This is a genomic window from Segatella oris (assembly GCF_900637655.1).
Classification (GTDB): Bacteria; Bacteroidota; Bacteroidia; order Bacteroidales; family Bacteroidaceae; genus Prevotella; species Prevotella oris.
Window position 1 is genome coordinate 2,073,593 of record NZ_LR134384.1, and the last position, 18,518, is coordinate 2,092,110.

Below are 18,518 nucleotides of genomic sequence, written 5' to 3' on the forward strand. Positions count from 1 at the left end.
TATCTTCTGTCACCCTTTTGATTTCGACAAAATTGCGTAACTTTGCACCGATTTAGTCCGTTTTCAGGCTCAAAGAAGTGCTGACAAGGGTCAGACGCCTGGCGGAAAAACCCGTTTAATAAATAAACAATGTACGCAATCGTAGAAATTAACGGTCAACAGTTCAAGGTTGAAGAGGGCAAAAAGCTCTTCGTGCATCACATCAAAGATGCTGAAGCCGGAAAGACTGTTGAATTCGACAAGGTGCTGCTCGTTGACAACAACGGTACAGTAAAAGTCGGTGCACCAACTGTAGACGGTGCAAAAGTAACAGTAGAAGTTGTGAACCCACTCGTGAAAGGCGACAAAGTAATCGTGTTCAAGATGAAACGTCGTAAGGACTATCGCGTAAAGAATGGTCATCGTGCACAGTTCACAGAAGTAACAGTTAAATCAATCAACGCTTAAAATCAGGAGGACAAACAATGGCACATAAGAAAGGTGTAGGTAGTTCTAAGAACGGACGTGAATCTGCTTCACAGAGATTAGGCGTAAAGATTTGGGGTGGTCAGAAGATCATTGCCGGCAACATCATTGTTCGTCAGCGCGGCAACAAGCACTTTGCTGGTGAGAATGTTGCTCAAGGTAAGGACGATACGCTCTATGCACTTGCTGACGGCGTGGTATACTTCCACAAGGGCAAGTTCAACAAGAGCACAGTATCTGTACTCTCTCCAGAAGCCTACGCAGAAAAAACAAAGGCTGAAGCTTAAATAAACAAAGCACTTATTCCAAACAAACAATAGAATGCCAATCTCGCTGAGATTGGCATTTCTTCTTTAAAAGCTATAGCATTCAGTTTGCAACATGAGGCACTTTGCATTGTAATATGAGCCATATTACAACATGAAATGAGGCATATTGCACGCTATTCTGACGCAAATTAAAACAGCAGAAGAAACAAGTGAACCACAAAAAAGCAATCCCTTTGATAATCAAGGGGATTGCTCTATAATCAGAAAAGCTTTTTAATAGAATTTGAAATACTGACGGGCGTTGTTATAGGAAATATCTTCCACCATACGCGCCAGACTTTCTTTATCATTCGGCAGAAGGCCTTTCTCCACGTCATTACCCAACAGATTGCAAAGCAAACGACGGAAATATTCATGGCGTGGATAGCTCAAGAACGAGCGACTGTCTGTCAACATACCAACGAAACGAGTCAACAAGCCCAATACAGAAAGGGCTTTCAGCTGTTTAGTCATACCGTCAAGCTGATCATTGAACCACCAACCTGAGCCGAATTGCATCTTCCCCGGACATGAACCATCCTGAAAATTACCAATCATAGTGGCAAGAACTTCATTGGCACATGGGTTCAGACAATAGAGTATTGTACGCGTAAGCTTACCTTCCTTGCTCAATTCGTCCAGGAAATGACTCATGGCACGCGCCGTATTAAACTCTCCGATAGAGTCAAAACCCGTGTCAGGGCCAAGCTTGTCGAACATCAAACTATTGTTGTCGCGGATAGCTCCATAGTGGTATTGCTGGGTCCAATCGGCCTCAGCATCCATTTCTCCACACAGCTTAAGGAAAGCATGCTTATATTGACGGATTTCAAGTGTACTCAATTGCTGACCTCGAAGTGCTTTCTCAAAGATAATCTCTATCTGACTGTCGGTATAAGGTTCATCATAGAACTCCTCCACTCCGTGATCTGAAAGACGGCATCCATTTTCTGCAAAGAAGTCATGACGCTTCTTCAAAGCATCTACCATATCAGCGAAATGATTGATTTCTACACCGCTCACTTCGCCTAATTGAGACATATATTCGGCATAGCCCGGCTTTTCAATATTCATAGCCTTATCGGGACGCCAAGCGGGTATCATCTTGATTTCAAAGCCACTTTCACGTGTCTTCTTATGATAACGCAGATCATCAATAGGGTCATCGGTGGTACAGACACACTCCACATGATAATGCCTCATCAGCCCACGTGCACTGAATTCAGGCTGTTGGAGCTTCTCATTACACTCATCATAGATTTCACGGGCAGTCTTTGGACTGAGCTGTTTAGTGATTCCGAAAGCCGTTTTCAACTCAAGATGACTCCAATGATACAATGGGTTACAGAAAGTATAAGGCATCGTCTCGGCCCATTTCTCAAACTTTTCCCAATCATTAGTATCCTCTCCTGTGCAGTATTTCTCATCAACTCCATTCGTGCGCATGGCACGCCATTTGTAATGATCACCTCCCAACCATAACTCCGTGATGCTACGGAACTTATGATCATTGGCAACCATCTCCGGAACCAAATGACAATGATAGTCGATAATAGGCATTTTAGCCGCATGATTGTGATAGAGTTCCTGCGAGGTAGCCGTTTCCAAGAGGAAATTCTCATCCATAAATTGTTTCATAAATGATTTGATATTTTGATTGTCTTCGATTAAATAGATTAAGTTGTTCATTAAAACATTGACGGAAAGTGCAAAGAGAAATCTATTCAAGCCTTGCACCAAGCCTGCCTATGCTTTATGCAAATGTAATGCTATTTTTTGGAACTACGAGAAAATTAAACTATATTTGCAATGTTTTTTACGTAAACGATGACGTACACGCATGGATAATCAGAGAACTATAAACCCTACAGGCAGAGTGCTGCTCATCTATACAGGCGGCACCATTGGCATGGGAATCAATCATCAGACCAATGCTCTGGAACCTTTGGATTTCAATCATTTGGTGAGCAACCTGCCCGAAATGAAATATCTTACGACAGGTATTGATGTGTTTCAGTTTGACCATCCCATCGACTCCAGCGACATGGCGCCCGAGCTTTGGGCCAGTCTCGTCAGGATTATTGCCGAAAAATACGAGGCGTATGATGGTTTTGTCATTCTCCATGGCACCGACACCATGGCTTATACGGCATCAGCTCTCTCCTTCATGCTTGAGAATCTTACCAAGCCTGTAATCCTTACAGGAAGCCAATTACCCATCGAACACCTCCGCACTGATGCCAAGGAAAACCTCATTACGAGTATCGAGTTGGCCTCGGCTCAGCATGAAGACGGCACTCCTTTCGTTCCCGAAGTCTGCATCTACTTTAGTGGCAGACTGTTGAGAGGCAATCGTTCAACCAAGCAAAATGCTGACGGTTTCAACGCTTTCGACTCTTTCAACTATCCACACCTGTGTGAAGCAGGAGTCAGATTTCAATTCTCTACGCATCATATTCTGAAACCTGACTATACAAAGCCTATGGTTCCACACTTCGAGTTGAACCCCAACATCATGGTTTTGTCATTATTTCCAGGCATTCAGGCTAGCATTTTCAAGCATGCGCTCGATGCCCCCGAACTGAAAGGGGTGGTCATGAGAAGCTTTGGAAGCGGCAATGCGCCTCAGCAACCATGGTTAATGGAAATTCTAAAGAAAGCCTCACAGCGAGGTGTCACCATTGTCAACATCAGCCAATGTGTGACAGGCTTTGTTGAAATGGGGCGCTATGACACAGGCTATCAGCTAAAAGACACAGGAGTTATCAGCGGACAAGACAGCACGGTGGAGGCCGCCGTCACCAAACTGATGTATCTCTACGGACGCTATGGAGATGACACCAAGACCATACGCCAAATGCTATCCTGCTCTTTAGCCGGCGAACTTCACGTCTAAATGGATTAACTTTGCCAACAGATATCAAACAAATTAACAGACACAATATGAAAAAAAGCCTTGAAACTATCTGCATTCATGGCGGATGGAAACCAACAAAAGGGGAGCCTCAGCAGCTGCCGATTTATCAGAGTACAACATTCAAATATGACACCAGCGAACAAATGGCACGCTTGTTTGACTTGGAGGACAGTGGCTATTTCTACACACGTTTGGCCAATCCCACCAATGATGCAGTAGCCAAGAAGATTGCAGCCCTTGAAGGAGGCATCGGAGCCGTGCTCACCTCTTCAGGCCAGGCAGCCAATTTCTATGCTGTGTTCAACATTTGTGAAGCAGGAGATCACATCGTTACTTCCAACGCCATTTATGGTGGAACGTTCAATCTTTTCGGCGTTACGCTGAAGAAAATGGGCATTGAATGCACGTTCATCGACCCGGAATGGGATGACGAAAAAATAGAGGCCGCGTTCAAACCAAATACAAAATGCTTCTTCGGCGAAACAATATCCAATCCGGGAGGCAACGTGTTTGATATCGAACGTTTTGCTAAAATAGCCCACAAGCATGGAGTTCCACTGATTGTGGATAACACATTTGCCACGCCTATCAACTGCCGTCCTTTTGAATGGGGCTGTGACATTGTTACCCACTCTACGACAAAATATATGGACGGACACGCCACACAGGTGGGAGGCGTAGTCGTAGACTCCGGCAACTTTGATTGGGAAGCCTATGGTGAAAAGTTCCATGGGTTAACTACTCCCGATGAAAGTTATCATGGTCTGACCTACACTAAAACCTTTGGAAAAATGGCATACCTCACCAAACTCATCAGTCAATTGATGAGGGATTTGGGAAGTATTCCAGCACCACAAAACTCATTCCTGCTCAATATAGGACTCGAAACTTTACACCTCCGCATGAAACAACACTGTTCCAATGCACAAAAGGTGGCTGAATGGTTGGAAAAGAACGAGAAAGTGGCTTGGGTAAACTATTGCGGTCTGCCCTCAAATAAATATTACAGGCTGGGGCAAAAATATCTTCCCAAGGGCTCATGTGGTGTCATTGCATTTGGCTTAAAGGGCTCACGAGAGGATGCTATCCAATTTATGGACCGCCTTGATTTCATTTCTATCGTAACCCATGTGGCTGACGCCCGCACCTGTGTGCTACACCCAGCCAGCCACACTCACCGTCAGCTGACCGACGAACAACTCCAAGAAGCAGGTGTTGCCCCTGATTTAATCCGCCTCTCTGTGGGCATTGAGAATGTGGATGACATCATTGCCGACATCGAACAGGCTTTGAAGTAAATCTGCAATAAGAATATAAAAAGGCACTCAATGATTGAGTGCCTTTTTCGTAACTTTATAAAACCACCGCACTAAACCAAACGGAACCATTGATTATTACATCGGCCGTCTGACGAAACCACCTGGGACTCCTCTTCTCCCGGGTCTTTCCATCGGCAGACCAGGCATTCCCTTAGGTGCAGCCTTTCCTCCAAACAGGTTCAGACGATAGACCACATGGAGCATGGCATAGCTGTAAATGCTATTATACTCTGTATCACTACGCATGAGCGCATTGACCACACGACTGAAATTACTTTGCTGATGAAGAATATCATAGAACTGCAAACTTATCGTCAGAGGCTTTCCTTTCATCAATCCTTGAGAAAACTGTGCATTCCATATCAGTTCGTTGGTATTCATAGAGGCATCACTGTAACCTCGACGTGAATTGTTATGCAGGTCTGTTGCCACCGACATTCCCCATGGAAACGTGACATTCAACGAACCTCCATAGGCAAATTGCCATGTGTCAAGATTGCTTCTTTGCTGAAGCTGATTGCGACTGTGTGTATAGTTCAGTGAGCCATCAAGAGCAAATTCAAGCCAACTGTTACGCAGGCTGGCCTCTATCCGTTCACCCAAAGACGTGGAACGGGTTGTATTCTTTACAGAGGACGAACCGGCATTCTGAGCTGCATAGGCCACATAATTATTATAGTTCACATTTGTAAAGGTGTTGATATTGAAATACCCTGTAGAGTCAATAGCCGTGTTGAACATGAAAGCTCCCATCACATTCCAGTTTCCATTGATGTTTTCGGGCTGAATGGTCCGCCCACCCGTCTTCTCATCATAGGTCACCTTGTCACTGATGCTGTTATGTGTGTTGCTATAGTTCACAAAAGTCATGATAGCCCGTTGCCTGTTTTCTATATAATTATTGTAAAACAACCTAAAGTTGTTGGTAAACGAAGGCTTCAGGCCAGGATTACCTTTTGAGACATTCAGAGGGTCACTGTCGTCAGTGATATCCAGAAGCTGTGATATGCCGGGCTGAGCAGTAGTACCGCGATAGCTGATGCGGAAATTGCTCACCTTGCTGAAACGATAACGGAAATCGAGTGTAGGCGAGAAGTTGGTCACCGTGCGCACAGTGTCAACATGAACACCCTGATAATCCTGCCTGTATTCCGATTTCTGTGGCTGAAGCATCACGCCGACATTCAAATTATACTTCTTACGGATAACGCGCAACATCAACTGAAAATCATGAATATAATTACGATACTCCGAAAAACGACTCAAATTACTGTCATAATAACTTTCAAGCGGATTTGTCAGACGCGCGAGATAATGATTCCATGCACCATATTCCAGTGGTAGCCCACTGAAAAATGTTTCTCCCAGATTACTGAAATCATAGGTTGAGCGGTCGCTCTTGCTGTACTTATACTGGAACTCATAAGTGAATTGCAGAAACATCGCCCGCAGGATTGGTTCACTATAAGCAAAGCACAGGCTGTAACCATAGTTCGTTGTTGGCATAAGTTTCCAACGGTTTTTCTGATAGGTAGAGTCAAGCCCCATGGCATTCATCACCTGATAAAGATGAACATTGCTCAACGACAGATTACGGTTGTCGCGCATTCCATAGTTACCACCGACACGCAATGTGACATTACGCCCCCGACTTCCAAACTTACGATTAAACTGGAGCACACCCTTTATGCTCTTATTCTCATTATTACTGATGCCACTGTTCTCACGCTTATTGACCATTAGCCCCTCTGCATCGAGTTTTTCAATAGACTCGGCAGCCAGCGGATTGACCACATAGAGATAAGGGTCGGCATTGAATGAGGCCGAGAGATTACTTGTGAGATTATCACTATTGGTATAACTGAACTGTGGCCGAAACATAATATTCGTCATCGTATCGGGCTTCCATTCCAGACGCAGACGCCCCTCCCACGAATCACTGCGCGACAAAGTGAACTTATTGCTGTTGGAAAAAGCACCAACCTTACTGACAAAATTCTCAACAGAGCCAATTGCATTCACATCTCCGTCAGAATGATTCCAACGCAGGGATGCATCGAGTTGCAGTTTGTCCTTCAATTCAAAGTTATAGTTCACACCAAGCATCTTTGAAGCATTAAGCCCCTGTAATTCACTACCGAAGCCACGAAAGCCTCCGCCAGGAAACCCCTTGTCATTGATGTTATTGGCATTTGCAAACACCATGAAACGATTCTTATCATTGAAATAACTGCCCATGGCTTTCTCCGCATAACGATGATCAGTGCCAATGCCCAAATCAACATTGCCAAACACTCCCTTGTTCATACCTGGTTTCATGCCGAAATCAAGCACAGCTTCTTCTTCGCCATCATCTATGCCGGTGACTTTTGCCATATCACTCTTCTGATCATAGGCCTTGATTTTATTGATAACTGAGACAGGAATGTTCTTCAAAGCAGTCTTCGTGTCACCTGCCATGAATTCTTTTCCTTCAACAAGAATCTTCTTAACCTCCCTGCCATTAATCGTAATCTTTCCGTCATCACTGACCTGTGCACCCGGCAAGCGCTTCACCAACTCTTCTATCGTAGACCCTTCAGGAGTTCTGAATGCCGATGCATTATAGATGAAAGTATCTTCTTTCAGCGACACTTTAGTGGCCTGTCCCGTAATGGTTGCCCCTTTCAGCATCACGGCATCAGCACTGACAAGTATCGTTCCAAAATCCACATCTTTCCCACCTCTGATATCTGCATGCTTGACAACGGTTTTATAACCCACGCTCGTAATCCTAACAAGGAAGTTCCCATCGCCAGGCGCTTTCACTGAAAACCTACCATTATTGTCAGAAATGGCACCCGCCACAAATGAACTGTCCTTAACCCGAAGCAGCTGAACAGTCGTCTGCGCCAATGCTTCCTTGGTGTCTTTATCTGAAAGCGTCCCACTTATCTGGCGACTTTGTGCAAGACAGACCGTCCATGTGATTGTCAAAAACAAGACTGCAATTATCCTTCTCATTTCGTTTATTCTAATATAAAAGTCTGATAGGTTAGACGCCTAAAACCAAAAACCGTTTAATCAGAGTGCATATTTCTTCATAAAACACGTCCAACATCACCACCCCACATTTGCCATTTTCGCTTCATACACTCACCCCCAAAAGCAACCTATATTTCCAAGAGAGAGAGTTAAATTATAACAATATTAATCAACAGATTTACCATGAGTCGCTTTACCTTTTCTTCAATGAATAAGGAGAAACATTTTAACAGGTATCTTTTACAAAGATAAAACATCATATGAAGAAAACCATAAAAAAGAGGTTTCCGCGAGAGTTAACAGAAGTTAAAGAGAATAAGGCGCCTGTTTGCACCCACAAAAGAGACCATTTACAAAGAACATGTGCAAGAAAAAGAACACTATAAACGCACACAAAAACTCATTCTGCTCGGGATAAGACAAAATGAGGTTTCATCACATGGCGTTTCAACTTACATTGAATCACCTCGCAATTCAAGTCATTCTACGGCCTGATTTGATTCAGAAAGCAATGTAATCTATCTCAAATTGCCATGTAAACTGATATGAATTAAACTCACTGATGAAAAAACTTTGCCCAAGATTCTCTAAAATATTACATATTACATATTACATGTAACATTTAGGTCGATACACTGTTTTGAGGATTAGGAGAGAGAGATAGTTTATTATAATATATAAATTATTATATATTATAATAATATAATAATACTAATAATTATTATATATAATCTCTATAAAGCTATCAATCTGTAAGCATCCAGCCTCTCTTATGCATCATGCGCAATTATGCATTATGAATTGTGAATTAACATATGGTGCTAAATGTTACATGTAATATGTAATATGTAATATTTTGAAAGTTCACAACTCTCTCCTACTCTACGCCTAAAAAATTTTATCTCACACTCTCACAACAAGTTAACTAAACATTAACAGCTCGACAGGCATGGGTAAGCTCCAAAAATTTGCATAATTCAGATTCTTTTTATAACTTTGCTCAACAAATAAAACATAATAAAAGAAAAGATGAGAAGCAGAACCGCAGTTTGGTTTGAAACCAAAATACGTTACGAAAAAACAATGGAAGACGGCATGCAGAAAAAAGTGTCTGAAAGCTATGTCGTAGATGCCTTGAGCTTTACCGAGGCCGAGAACACCATTATTGAAGAGATGCGCGTTTATATCAGTGGAGAATTCAAAGTGACCGACTTGAAGCAAGCAGCTTACGGAGAGATATTCTTCAGCGATGCCGATGCTGACGACAAATGGTATAAGAGCAGACTGCAATTCATTACCATTGACGAGAAAACCGAAAAGGAGAAGCGCTCAACAGTGACTTACTTAGTACAGGCAGGAAGCGTTCCGGCGGCCGTGAAGCATATAGAGGAAGTCATGGGAGGAACACTGATTGACTATGTCATCGTGAGCATTCAGGAAACCCAGATCATGGATGTATTCGAGCACAATGGCCCCAAGAAGAACCCAGGCGGAGGCAATGACGTTCCGGAATATGAGGCCCCTGAAAAATCAGAAGAACCGACAGTTGAATAAAGGCGTATGAATGTTGATGTAGCAAAGAATTTGCATGAGGTGCTGGGCAATCTGCCTAAAGACGTCAGATTGGTTGCTATCAGCAAATATCATCCCTACGAATATATCGAGGCGGCATATGCTGAAGGCCAGCGCATCTTTGGGGAAAGCCATGAGCAGGAACTCAAACTGAAGGTTGAGAAACTTCCCAAAGACATCCAATGGCACTTCATCGGACACCTGCAGACCAACAAAGTGAAATATATCGCACCTTATATTTCAATGATTGAGGCTGTGGACAGCATGAAACTGTTGAAAGAAATCAACAAGCATGCCAACAAGCACAACCGCATCATCAAAGTGCTTTTAGAGCTACACATAGCCGAAGAGGAAACAAAATATGGACTGACACCCGACGCCTGTCGGGAACTGTTGGCTGACGGAGAATGGCGCACGCTCGACCACGTGCAGATATGCGGCTTGATGATGATGGCCAGCAACACCGACAATCAAGACCAGATTGCCAGCGAGTTTGAAACGGCCGCACGTTTCTTCGACGAGATAAAAACCCACTACTTCGCCGACGATGATGCCTTCAAGGAACGCTCATGGGGCATGAGCCACGACTACAAGACAGCTATCTGTCATGGTTCGACAATGGTTCGCGTAGGAACAACGATTTTCGGCCCACGTGTTTATTAAACCTGCAAAGAAGATATCGTTTCAAAAAAATTACTACCTTTGCAAACAAAACGAAGAATGATGGTCTGAAAAGCCATTTCAAAAAGAACAATTTTATGCCAGAAATATCAGTACGCGGATTAGAAATGCCAGAGTCGCCCATTAGAAAATTGGCTCCTCTCGCGGCAGCAGCAAAGAAACGTGGCACGAAGGTATATCATCTCAACATCGGTCAGCCCGACCTTCCAACTCCCCAGTGCGGACTCGATGCATTGAAGAAAATCGACCGCAAACTGCTGGAATACTCTCCAAGCCAGGGCAATCTGAGCTATCGGGAAAAGTTGACAGGCTACTACAGAAAATACAACATCAACGTTGAAGCCGACGACATCATCATCACTTCGGGTGGTAGCGAGGCTGTGTTGTTTGCTTTCATGAGCTGTCTGAATCCCGGAGACGAGATTATCATTCCAGAGCCAGCCTATGCCAACTACATGGCATTTGCTATCAGTGCCGGAGCCACTATCCGCACGATAGCAACGACTATCGATGAGGGTTTCTCCCTGCCAAAAGTTGAAAAGTTTGAGGAATTGATCAATGAGCACACTCGTGCCATTATGATTTGCAACCCCAACAACCCTACCGGATACCTCTACACACGACGCGAGATGAACCAAATCCGCGATCTTGTGAAGAAATATGACCTCTATCTGTTCTCTGATGAAGTCTACCGGGAATACATCTATACAGGTTCGCCCTATATCAGCGCCTGCCATTTGGAAGGCATCGAGGAAAATGTCATCTTGATTGACTCTGTTTCAAAACGATATTCTGAATGCGGTATTCGCGTAGGTGCATTGATAACAAAGAATACCGAAGTGAGAAAGGCCGTGATGAAATTCTGCCAGGCCCGACTCTCTCCACCCCTCATCGGACAGATTGTTGCCGAGGCCTCTCTGGATGCGCCCGAGGAATACTATCGTGATGTCTACGATGAATATGTGGAGCGCAGAAAATGCCTTATTGACGGTTTGAACCGCATACCCGGTGTTTATTCGCCAATACCAATGGGAGCTTTCTATACCGTGGCAAAACTTCCGGTTGACAACAGCGAGAAGTTCTGCCGTTGGTGTCTTGAAGAATTCAACTATGAGGGCGAAACCGTAATGATGGCACCAGCCTCTGGTTTCTACACCACACCAGGTGCAGGCATCAATCAAGTGCGCATTGCCTATGTCTTGAAAAAGCCCGATTTGGAGCGTGCCTTGATAGTATTGAAGAAAGCCCTTGAAACCTATCCAGGGCGCGTTGTCGACGAAGAATAACAGCCAACCTTGAACCTACCTCTTTTCATAGCAAGGAAAATCTATGGTGGCAAGACCGAGGGAAAACAAGTATCTCGCCCTGCCATACGAATAGCTACGGCAGGCGTGGCTATCGGTCTTGCCGTGATGTTGATATCGGTGAGTGTCGTGTTGGGCTTCAAACATACTATCCGCGACAAGGTTATCGGATTTGGAAGCCACATTCAGGTGGGTAGCTTCATGACTTTGCAAACAGGTGACTTCTACCCCATTCAAATGGATGACTCGATGCTGACCGTTCTGAAAACGATTCCGGGAGTGAAGCATGTTCAGCGCTATGCTATGAAACAAGGCATTCTCAAAACCGACCACGACTTTTTGGGAGTGATATTCAAAGGAATAGGGGCTGAATATGACACAACTTTCCTGCATCAAAACATGCGCCAAGGCCATATTCCGCGCTTCACGGACAATGCCTCAAGCAACAAGATTCTCATTTCACAAAGCATTGCCGACAAATTGGGGGTGAAGGCCAATGACAAGATTTACAGTTACTTCATCGACAAAAACGGTGTGCGCACCCGACGTTTTACCATAGAAGGAGTCTATCAGACCAATCTCTCACAATATGATGACATCACCTGCTTTACCGACCTCTATACGGCCGTAAGACTCAATGGGTGGGAAGACGACCAGACAACAGGGGCAGAGCTGACCGTCAAGGATTTCAGCCAGTTAGACGATGTAGAAAACCTTGTGGTGAAAAAAGTGAACCGCACACTCGACCACTATGGTGAAACCTATTCTTCGAAAACCATTCGCGAACTGTGTCCCCAAATCTTCTCGTGGCTCGACCTGCTCGACCTCAATGTATGGATTATTTTGGCATTGATGATTGCCGTGGCTGGCGTAACGATGATTTCCGGTTTGCTCATTATCATTCTTGAACGAACCGTGATGATAGGTATTCTGAAAGCATTGGGCGCCCGAAATAAAACCATTCGCCATACCTTCATGTGGTTTGCCGCCTTCATCATTGGCAAAGGAATGCTGATCGGCAATATTGTCGGACTTGGACTGATTTCCCTTCAACAGTTTACAGGCCTTGTCAAGCTCAATCCACAGACCTATTATGTCAACACAGTCCCTGTGGAATACAACATTCCATTGTTCATCATTCTGAACGTAGCCACCCTACTGATTTGTCTTTTTGTGCTCATAGCCCCAAGCTATCTGATTTCTCATATACATCCCGCTAAATCCATGCGGTACGAGTAATCAAAAACAACTGCTGACAATAAATAATGCACATAAAGTTTTGAGATGTGCAGATAATACCTTATCTTTGCACAAAATTTTTGATATTGTGCAATGAATTCATTACCAAATTTCAATAGCTACATAGAACAAAGCATCATCAACAATTGGGAGAAGGATGCCCTGACCGATTATAAAGGAGCCACCCTCCAATTCCATGATGTAGCAAGGAAGATAGAAAAGCTACACATTCTTTTTGAAAACAGCGGTCTTCAGAAAGGCGATAAGATTGCACTATGTGGCAGAAACAGTTCGCATTGGGCCGTGGCCTTTCTCGCCACACTGACCTATGGTGCCGTTGCCGTACCCGTACAAAACGAATTCAAAGCCGAACAAATACACAACATTGTCAATCATAGCGAGTCAAAACTGCTATTCGTAGGTGATGTCGTGGCTACCGAGATTAACGCTGATGAAATGCCTTCGTTGGAAGGTGTAATTTATATTCCCGACTTTTCAGTCATGCTTTCACGTTCTGAAAAGCTGACATACGCTCGCGAACATCTGAACGAAATCTTCGGACATAAATACCCCAAATATTTCCGAAAAGAGCATATCCACTATCATGTGGACCAGTCTGAGGAACTGGCATTAATCAATTACACCAGTGGAACAACGGGCTTTTCCAAGGGGGTGATGCTTCCCTACCGTGCACTCACAAGCAACTATGATTTCCTTGCAGAAGCCATTGGAACCAAACTTCCCAAGCACTGCGATGTGCTGGCAATCCTTCCGATGGGCCACATGTATGGTATGGTGTGTGAGTTCATTTTGGAATTCTGTTTAGGCAATCATACTTATTTCCTCACAAGACTACCGAGTCCGACGATTATCCAACAGGCATTTACTGAAATTCGTCCGGCTATCATCGTTGCCGTGCCTTTGGTTGTCGAAAAGATTATCCGGAAAAACGTATTCCCAAAGATACAGACCAACGTGTATAAACTGCTGATGAACATGCCTGTCATCAGCAAGAAGGTCAAGGAACGCATTCTCGATATTGTCCGCACAGAGTTTGGTGGCAATATGTATGAGGTCATTGTGGGTGGTGCCGGACTGAACAAGGAAATTGAAGACTTCCTCGTAAACATCGGTTTCCCTATCACTATGGGCTATGGAACCACGGAGACGGCTCCTCTGATTACCTATACAGACTGGCATGATTTCCAAGCAAGAAGCTGTGGCACTCCCGTCAAGAACATGGAAGTGAAGATTGCAAGTAACGACCCGGAAAACATTCCAGGAGAGATTATCACGCGTGGACTAAACGTGATGTTGGGCTATTATAAAAACGAAGAGGCCACAAAAGCCGTTATGGATAACGAGGGCTGGTATCACACGGGAGACCTCGCTACCATGTCGGCTGACGGACATGTGTTTATCCGCGGACGCATCAAGAATATGCTTCTCGGTGCAAACGGACAGAATGTCTATCCCGAAGAAATTGAAAACAAGCTGAACTCAATGACCTTGGTAAGTGAATGCCTTGTCCTGCAAAAGGAGGAAAAACTCATAGCATTGGTTCACCCCGACTATGAAGAGGCCGAAGCCATGGGCTTCAGCGGAGAAGACTTGCAGAGCATTATGGAGCAAAATCGTGGAAATCTTAACGATATGTTGCCAAGCTTTTCAAAGATTTCCGCTATCCAACTCCATGAAGAAGAATTTGCAAAAACTCCAAAAAAGAGCATCAAACGCTATCTGTATCAGGATGCAATCTAAAAAATGAAAACTATATCTAAAGCAAAACAGTAAACCAGAAAAAATAACATTATGGAACAAACACCAAGTTTCAATAGTCTGATACAACAGTCTATCATCGACAATTGGGATAAGGATGCACTCACAGACTTTAAGGGTGCAACGCTGCAGTATCATGATGTAGCACGTAAGATTGAGAAACTTCACATCATGTTTGAAAGTAGTGGTGTGGTTAAAGGCAACAAGATTGCACTGGCCGGACGCAACAGTGCCAACTGGGCTGTGGCTTTTCTGGCTACGCTCACCTATGGTTGTGTGGCCGTTCCTATCCTTCATGAATTCACACCCGACCAGATGCACAACATCGTTAACCACAGTGAGGCCCGCCTTCTCTTTGTTGGAGATGTTGTAGCCACACAGATTGACGCAACGAAAATGCCCGGACTTGAAGGCATCATCTATATCCCCGACTACTCGCTTGTGCTCTCACGCACAGACAAACTGACCTATGCGCGCGAGCATCTGAACGAGATGTTTGGCAAGAAGTATCCTAAATACTTCAGAAAAGAACATGTCAATTACTATATTGACACTGATCCCGAAGAGTTGGCACTCATCAACTACACCAGTGGAACGACAGGATTTTCCAAGGGCGTGATGATTCCTTATCGTGCATTATGGAGCAACACCTACTTTGCCAACCAAGTATTGGGCAAACAGATTAAATGTGGAGACAATATCATCAGTATTCTTCCCATGGCTCATATGTATGGCATGTCGTTTGAATTCATCTTCGAGTTCATCAAAGGTTGTCATATCTTCTACCTTACCCGGGTGCCAAGTCCGGCCATTATCGCCCAGGCTTTCAGTGAAGTAAAGCCCAAGGTTATCATCAGCGTGCCATTGGTCATCGAGAAGATTATCCGCAAGAAAGTGTTCCCGAAAATACAGAACAACCGCATGCGCATGCTCCTTCACATGCCTGTTGTGGCTAAGAAAGTGCGCGAAAAGATATGCGAACAGGTTACCAATGCCTTCGGTGGTGAATTCTATGAAGTCATTATCGGTGGTGCCGCCTTTAATCAAGAGATTGAACGCTTCGTACATCGTATTGGTTTTAAATACACAGTAGGATATGGTGCCACGGAATGTGCCCCTATCATTTGTTATTCAGATTATAAAGACTTTGTGCCGGGAAGCTGTGGCCGGGCTGTTGTCAACATGAAAGTGAAGATTGACAGTCCAGACCCAGAGAATGTACCAGGAGAAATTCTTGCAAAGGGACTCAACGTAATGTTGGGCTATTATAAGAACGAAGAAGCCACGCGTCAGACCATTGATGCCGACGGCTGGTATCACACGGGCGACCTCGGAACAATGGATGCCGACGGGAATGTCTTCATCAAAGGACGTTCCAAAAACATGCTCTTGGGTGCAAGTGGACAGAATATCTACCCTGAAGAGATTGAAGACCGCCTGAACTCAATGCCTATGGTCAATGAGAGTGTAGTGATTCAGGAAGGTGACAAACTCATTGGATTGGTTTATCCTGATTATGAAGAGGCCAAGAACATGGGCTTCTCCAACCAAGACTTGGAAACCATCATGGAGCAGAACCGCAACGAACTTAACCAGACGCAACCCGCCTACTGCAAACTCACGGCTATCCGTATCCATGAAGAAGAGTTCGAGAAAACACCGAAAAAGAGCATCAAGAGATACCTCTATCAAAAGTAAAAAAGCAAAAAAACAAGAAAACAGAAAAGAGGACAGAGAGGGTAAAAAAGTAAATGAGACTATTGAATGGAACGATAAGGAAATCATTCCCGACCAAACAATTTCCAAATCTTTTTACTCTTTTGTCCTCTTACTTCATGTTTCCTTTACTTTTTACTTTCTAAAAGCATTGTAATCTGCATCAAATCATAAGCTAATCTGCATCAAGTTACATCGTAATCTGCATCAAGTTATACGATAACTTGCATCAAGTTACAACGCATTCTGCATCAAGTTACAAGCAAAGATCAGCGAAGAAAAACTATCATACCGCTTTTATCATCATTTCACCGATAAATACCACTTTGCAGAAAGATAAATAAAAGGAAAACGGTATGCAGAGGAAGAACAAAAGAAGAATTATGAAGAAAGGTGCATTGTCAACGGGCAATGCACCTTTCTTCTGCTTTAGTAAAATCTGTTTTCCTTAGAATGGCAGATCATCTGCACTTTCACCTTCAGCATTCTGCTGTGGAGGGAATGGAGCCTGAGCACCTGCAACAGGAGCCTGTCCAGCCGGAGCAGCACCAAAAGCCTCTGGAGGAACAGCTGCGCCAATCGTTGCCGGATCAATCTGACGGACATCAAATGCACGGATACTGTTGAACCAACGACCGTTATACTCATGGGCATCAATATCGAAAGAAACGTTCACTTCCTGGCCAATCTGAATATTGAAACGCTGCAGACGCTCTTCACCGAAAACGCTGAAAACCATCTTATGAGGATAATTCTCATGAGTCTCGATAACAAAATCCTGCGCTTTCCATTCGCCACGTGCAGAGGTACCCGAACGTGCGGGAAGTGCTGCAATAACCTTACCTTGTAAATCCATAATCGTATTTTATATTATTTTTTCAAGTTTCAAAATGCAAAAAAGAAGTTTTTGTTTTTACACTTTATTCTGCGAAATTACTAAAATAGTTCTAATAAATGAAACATTTTGTACCTTTTTTTTGTTTTACACAGGGGTTTTTACTATTTTTGTATGTACAAAAAACATAAATGGAATAATAACTAATAAACAACGATACTAATGAGATTTACATTATCCAGCAGCGCACTGAATGCACGCCTGCAATCACTTGCCAAGGTTATCAACAGTAAGAACTCACTGCCTATCCTCGACAGTTTCCTTTTTGAAGTCAGCAACAGCGGACTCAAGATTACGGCATCAGACAGTGAGAACGTTATGACTTCGCTCGTGGCGCTTAGCGAATGTGATGGTGAAGGAAGCTTCGCTGTGCCCAACCGAACAATCCTTGACGCTGTCAAAGAACTGCCCGAGCAACCACTTTCGTTCGATGTTGACATTGAAGCGCTCACTATCAAAATTCTCTATCAGAACGGTATGTACAATTTCACGGCACAGAATGCCGATGAATATCCTCATACACAGGCAGTGCCCGACGGTGCAAACGTTATCACCATGACTTCAGCTTCATTGGTGAGCAACATCACCCGCTCGCTCTTTGCAACGGCTACCGATGAACTTCGCCCTGTAATGAACGGCATCTACTTCGACTTGACAACCGACTATTTAGCCATTGTTGCCACAGACGGTCATAAGTTGGTGCGCAACCAAGACTATACGGTCAAGAGCGAAAACGCGGCATCATTTATTCTTCCCAAGAAGCCTGCTACGCTCTTGAAGAATGTTCTGAGCAAAGACGACAATGAAGTAGTCATCAGATTTGATGACCGCAGCACTGAAATCCGCTTTGCCGAGGGTCAACTCACCTGTCGCCTTATCGAAGGAAACTATCCTAACTACAATAGCGTTATCCCACAGAACCCCCACAACATGAACATCGACCGCAAGAGCCTTATCGGTGCACTGCGTCGTGTGCTGCCGTTTGCAAGCGAGAGCAGTCAGCTTGTTCGGTTCCGCATTGAGGCTGGCAAGTTGGAGGTTTCGTCAGAAGACATTGACTTCGCTACCAGTGCCAAGGAGCAGATTATCTGTGACTACAACGGTCCGCAAATGAGTATTGGCTTCAAGGGAAGTTCATTGCAGGATATCCTTAACAATCTTGACGGTGATGAAGTCATCTTCCAATTGGCAGATCCAAGCCGTGCAGGGGTCATTGTTCCTGCTCAACAGCCTGAGAATGCCAACATTCTGATGTTGATTATGCCCATGCTTCTCAACGATTAACCGCTTGCTCACGCT

At 44.1% G+C, this 18,518-nt stretch carries 14 protein-coding genes; 11 read left to right on the forward strand and 3 right to left on the reverse strand.

The genetic code is table 11. The annotated features are described in order from the left end of the window. Positions 1-129: 129 nt before the first annotated feature. Positions 130-447, forward strand: coding sequence for a 50S ribosomal protein L21 (rplU, locus tag EL210_RS08650; protein WP_004372655.1), 318 nt, complete (start codon positions 130-132; stop codon positions 445-447). Positions 448-464: 17 nt separating this feature from the next. Continuing rightward, the gene (gene rpmA, locus EL210_RS08655; RefSeq protein ID WP_004372654.1) at positions 465-752 is read left to right on the forward strand and encodes a 50S ribosomal protein L27; all 288 of its coding nucleotides are present in this window, start codon (positions 465-467) and stop codon (positions 750-752) included. Between the two features lie 255 nt (positions 753-1,007). Here rpmA and uxaC read toward each other — a convergent pair whose 3' ends face one another. Further along, positions 1,008-2,411 (reverse strand): glucuronate isomerase, encoded by a 1,404-nt coding sequence (gene uxaC / locus EL210_RS08660; protein ID WP_026285852.1) that lies wholly within the window; start codon positions 2,409-2,411, stop codon positions 1,008-1,010. 202 nt (positions 2,412-2,613) lie between these two features. On the opposite strand from uxaC, the gene EL210_RS08665 reads away from it, so the two are divergent. Together EL210_RS08665 and EL210_RS08670 are read left to right on the forward strand one after the other, a co-directional pair. After that, entirely contained in the window at positions 2,614-3,669 is a 1,056-nt protein-coding gene (locus tag EL210_RS08665; protein WP_018919168.1) for an asparaginase, read from the forward strand. A gap of 47 nt (positions 3,670-3,716) precedes the next feature. Further along, positions 3,717-4,988, forward strand: a complete 1,272-nt coding sequence (locus tag EL210_RS08670; RefSeq protein ID WP_018919169.1) for an O-acetylhomoserine aminocarboxypropyltransferase/cysteine synthase family protein — start codon at positions 3,717-3,719, stop codon at positions 4,986-4,988. A 96-nt stretch (positions 4,989-5,084) separates the two neighbouring features. Here the strand turns inward: EL210_RS08670 and EL210_RS08675 are convergent, their stop codons facing one another. Next, on the reverse strand, positions 5,085-8,012 hold the full coding sequence (locus EL210_RS08675) for a TonB-dependent receptor (RefSeq protein WP_025879648.1): 2,928 nt from the start codon (positions 8,010-8,012) through the stop codon (positions 5,085-5,087). Between the two features lie 1,050 nt (positions 8,013-9,062). Between EL210_RS08675 and EL210_RS08680 the strand changes: the two genes are divergently transcribed. The 6 genes from EL210_RS08680 to EL210_RS08705 all read left to right on the forward strand — a co-directional run bounded on the left by EL210_RS08680 (position 9,063) and on the right by EL210_RS08705 (position 16,306). Then, entirely contained in the window at positions 9,063-9,587 is a 525-nt protein-coding gene (locus EL210_RS08680) for a DUF4494 domain-containing protein (protein WP_018919171.1), read from the forward strand. Between the two features lie 6 nt (positions 9,588-9,593). After that, a complete protein-coding gene (locus EL210_RS08685; protein WP_018919172.1) occupies positions 9,594-10,268 on the forward strand; it encodes a YggS family pyridoxal phosphate-dependent enzyme in 675 nt (224 codons plus the stop codon). A gap of 95 nt (positions 10,269-10,363) precedes the next feature. Further along, positions 10,364-11,572 carry a pyridoxal phosphate-dependent aminotransferase gene (locus EL210_RS08690; RefSeq protein WP_025879481.1) on the forward strand — a complete coding sequence of 403 codons (1,209 nt, stop codon included), beginning with the start codon at positions 10,364-10,366 and terminating at the stop codon, positions 11,570-11,572. Positions 11,573-11,581: 9 nt separating this feature from the next. Then, positions 11,582-12,829, forward strand: coding sequence for an ABC transporter permease (locus tag EL210_RS08695; RefSeq protein ID WP_018919174.1), 1,248 nt, complete (start codon positions 11,582-11,584; stop codon positions 12,827-12,829). A 93-nt stretch (positions 12,830-12,922) separates the two neighbouring features. Next, a complete protein-coding gene (locus tag EL210_RS08700; protein WP_018919175.1) occupies positions 12,923-14,590 on the forward strand; it encodes an AMP-binding protein in 1,668 nt (555 codons plus the stop codon). A 51-nt stretch (positions 14,591-14,641) separates the two neighbouring features. Continuing rightward, positions 14,642-16,306, forward strand: a complete 1,665-nt coding sequence (locus EL210_RS08705) for an AMP-binding protein (protein ID WP_018919176.1) — start codon at positions 14,642-14,644, stop codon at positions 16,304-16,306. 466 nt (positions 16,307-16,772) lie between these two features. Here EL210_RS08705 and EL210_RS08710 read toward each other — a convergent pair whose 3' ends face one another. Beyond that, complete coding sequence (locus EL210_RS08710) at positions 16,773-17,180, reverse strand: DUF3127 domain-containing protein (RefSeq protein ID WP_004372634.1); 408 nt, start codon at positions 17,178-17,180, stop codon at positions 16,773-16,775. Between the two features lie 201 nt (positions 17,181-17,381). On the opposite strand from EL210_RS08710, the gene dnaN reads away from it, so the two are divergent. Next, positions 17,382-18,503 (forward strand): DNA polymerase III subunit beta, encoded by a 1,122-nt coding sequence (gene dnaN, locus EL210_RS08715; RefSeq protein WP_004376538.1) that lies wholly within the window; start codon positions 17,382-17,384, stop codon positions 18,501-18,503. The last annotated feature ends 15 nt before the right edge of the window (positions 18,504-18,518 follow it).

Bases quoted from the DNA above. Each gene is read 5' to 3' on its own strand.
- EL210_RS08675 (WP_025879648.1), bottom strand. From the start codon at position 8,012: ATGAGAAGGATAATTGCAGTCTTGTTTTTGACAATCACATGGACGGTC.
- EL210_RS08670 (WP_018919169.1), top strand. From the start codon at position 3,717: ATGAAAAAAAGCCTTGAAACTATCTGCATTCATGGCGGATGGAAACCA.
- dnaN (WP_004376538.1), top strand. From the start codon at position 17,382: ATGAGATTTACATTATCCAGCAGCGCACTGAATGCACGCCTGCAATCA.
- EL210_RS08665 (WP_018919168.1), top strand. From the start codon at position 2,614: ATGGATAATCAGAGAACTATAAACCCTACAGGCAGAGTGCTGCTCATC.
- EL210_RS08710 (WP_004372634.1), bottom strand. From the start codon at position 17,180: ATGGATTTACAAGGTAAGGTTATTGCAGCACTTCCCGCACGTTCGGGT.
- EL210_RS08680 (WP_018919171.1), top strand. From the start codon at position 9,063: ATGAGAAGCAGAACCGCAGTTTGGTTTGAAACCAAAATACGTTACGAA.
- EL210_RS08705 (WP_018919176.1), top strand. From the start codon at position 14,642: ATGGAACAAACACCAAGTTTCAATAGTCTGATACAACAGTCTATCATC.
- EL210_RS08685 (WP_018919172.1), top strand. From the start codon at position 9,594: ATGAATGTTGATGTAGCAAAGAATTTGCATGAGGTGCTGGGCAATCTG.
- EL210_RS08690 (WP_025879481.1), top strand. From the start codon at position 10,364: ATGCCAGAAATATCAGTACGCGGATTAGAAATGCCAGAGTCGCCCATT.
- EL210_RS08700 (WP_018919175.1), top strand. From the start codon at position 12,923: ATGAATTCATTACCAAATTTCAATAGCTACATAGAACAAAGCATCATC.
- uxaC (WP_026285852.1), bottom strand. From the start codon at position 2,411: ATGAAACAATTTATGGATGAGAATTTCCTCTTGGAAACGGCTACCTCG.
- rpmA (WP_004372654.1), top strand. From the start codon at position 465: ATGGCACATAAGAAAGGTGTAGGTAGTTCTAAGAACGGACGTGAATCT.
- rplU (WP_004372655.1), top strand. From the start codon at position 130: ATGTACGCAATCGTAGAAATTAACGGTCAACAGTTCAAGGTTGAAGAG.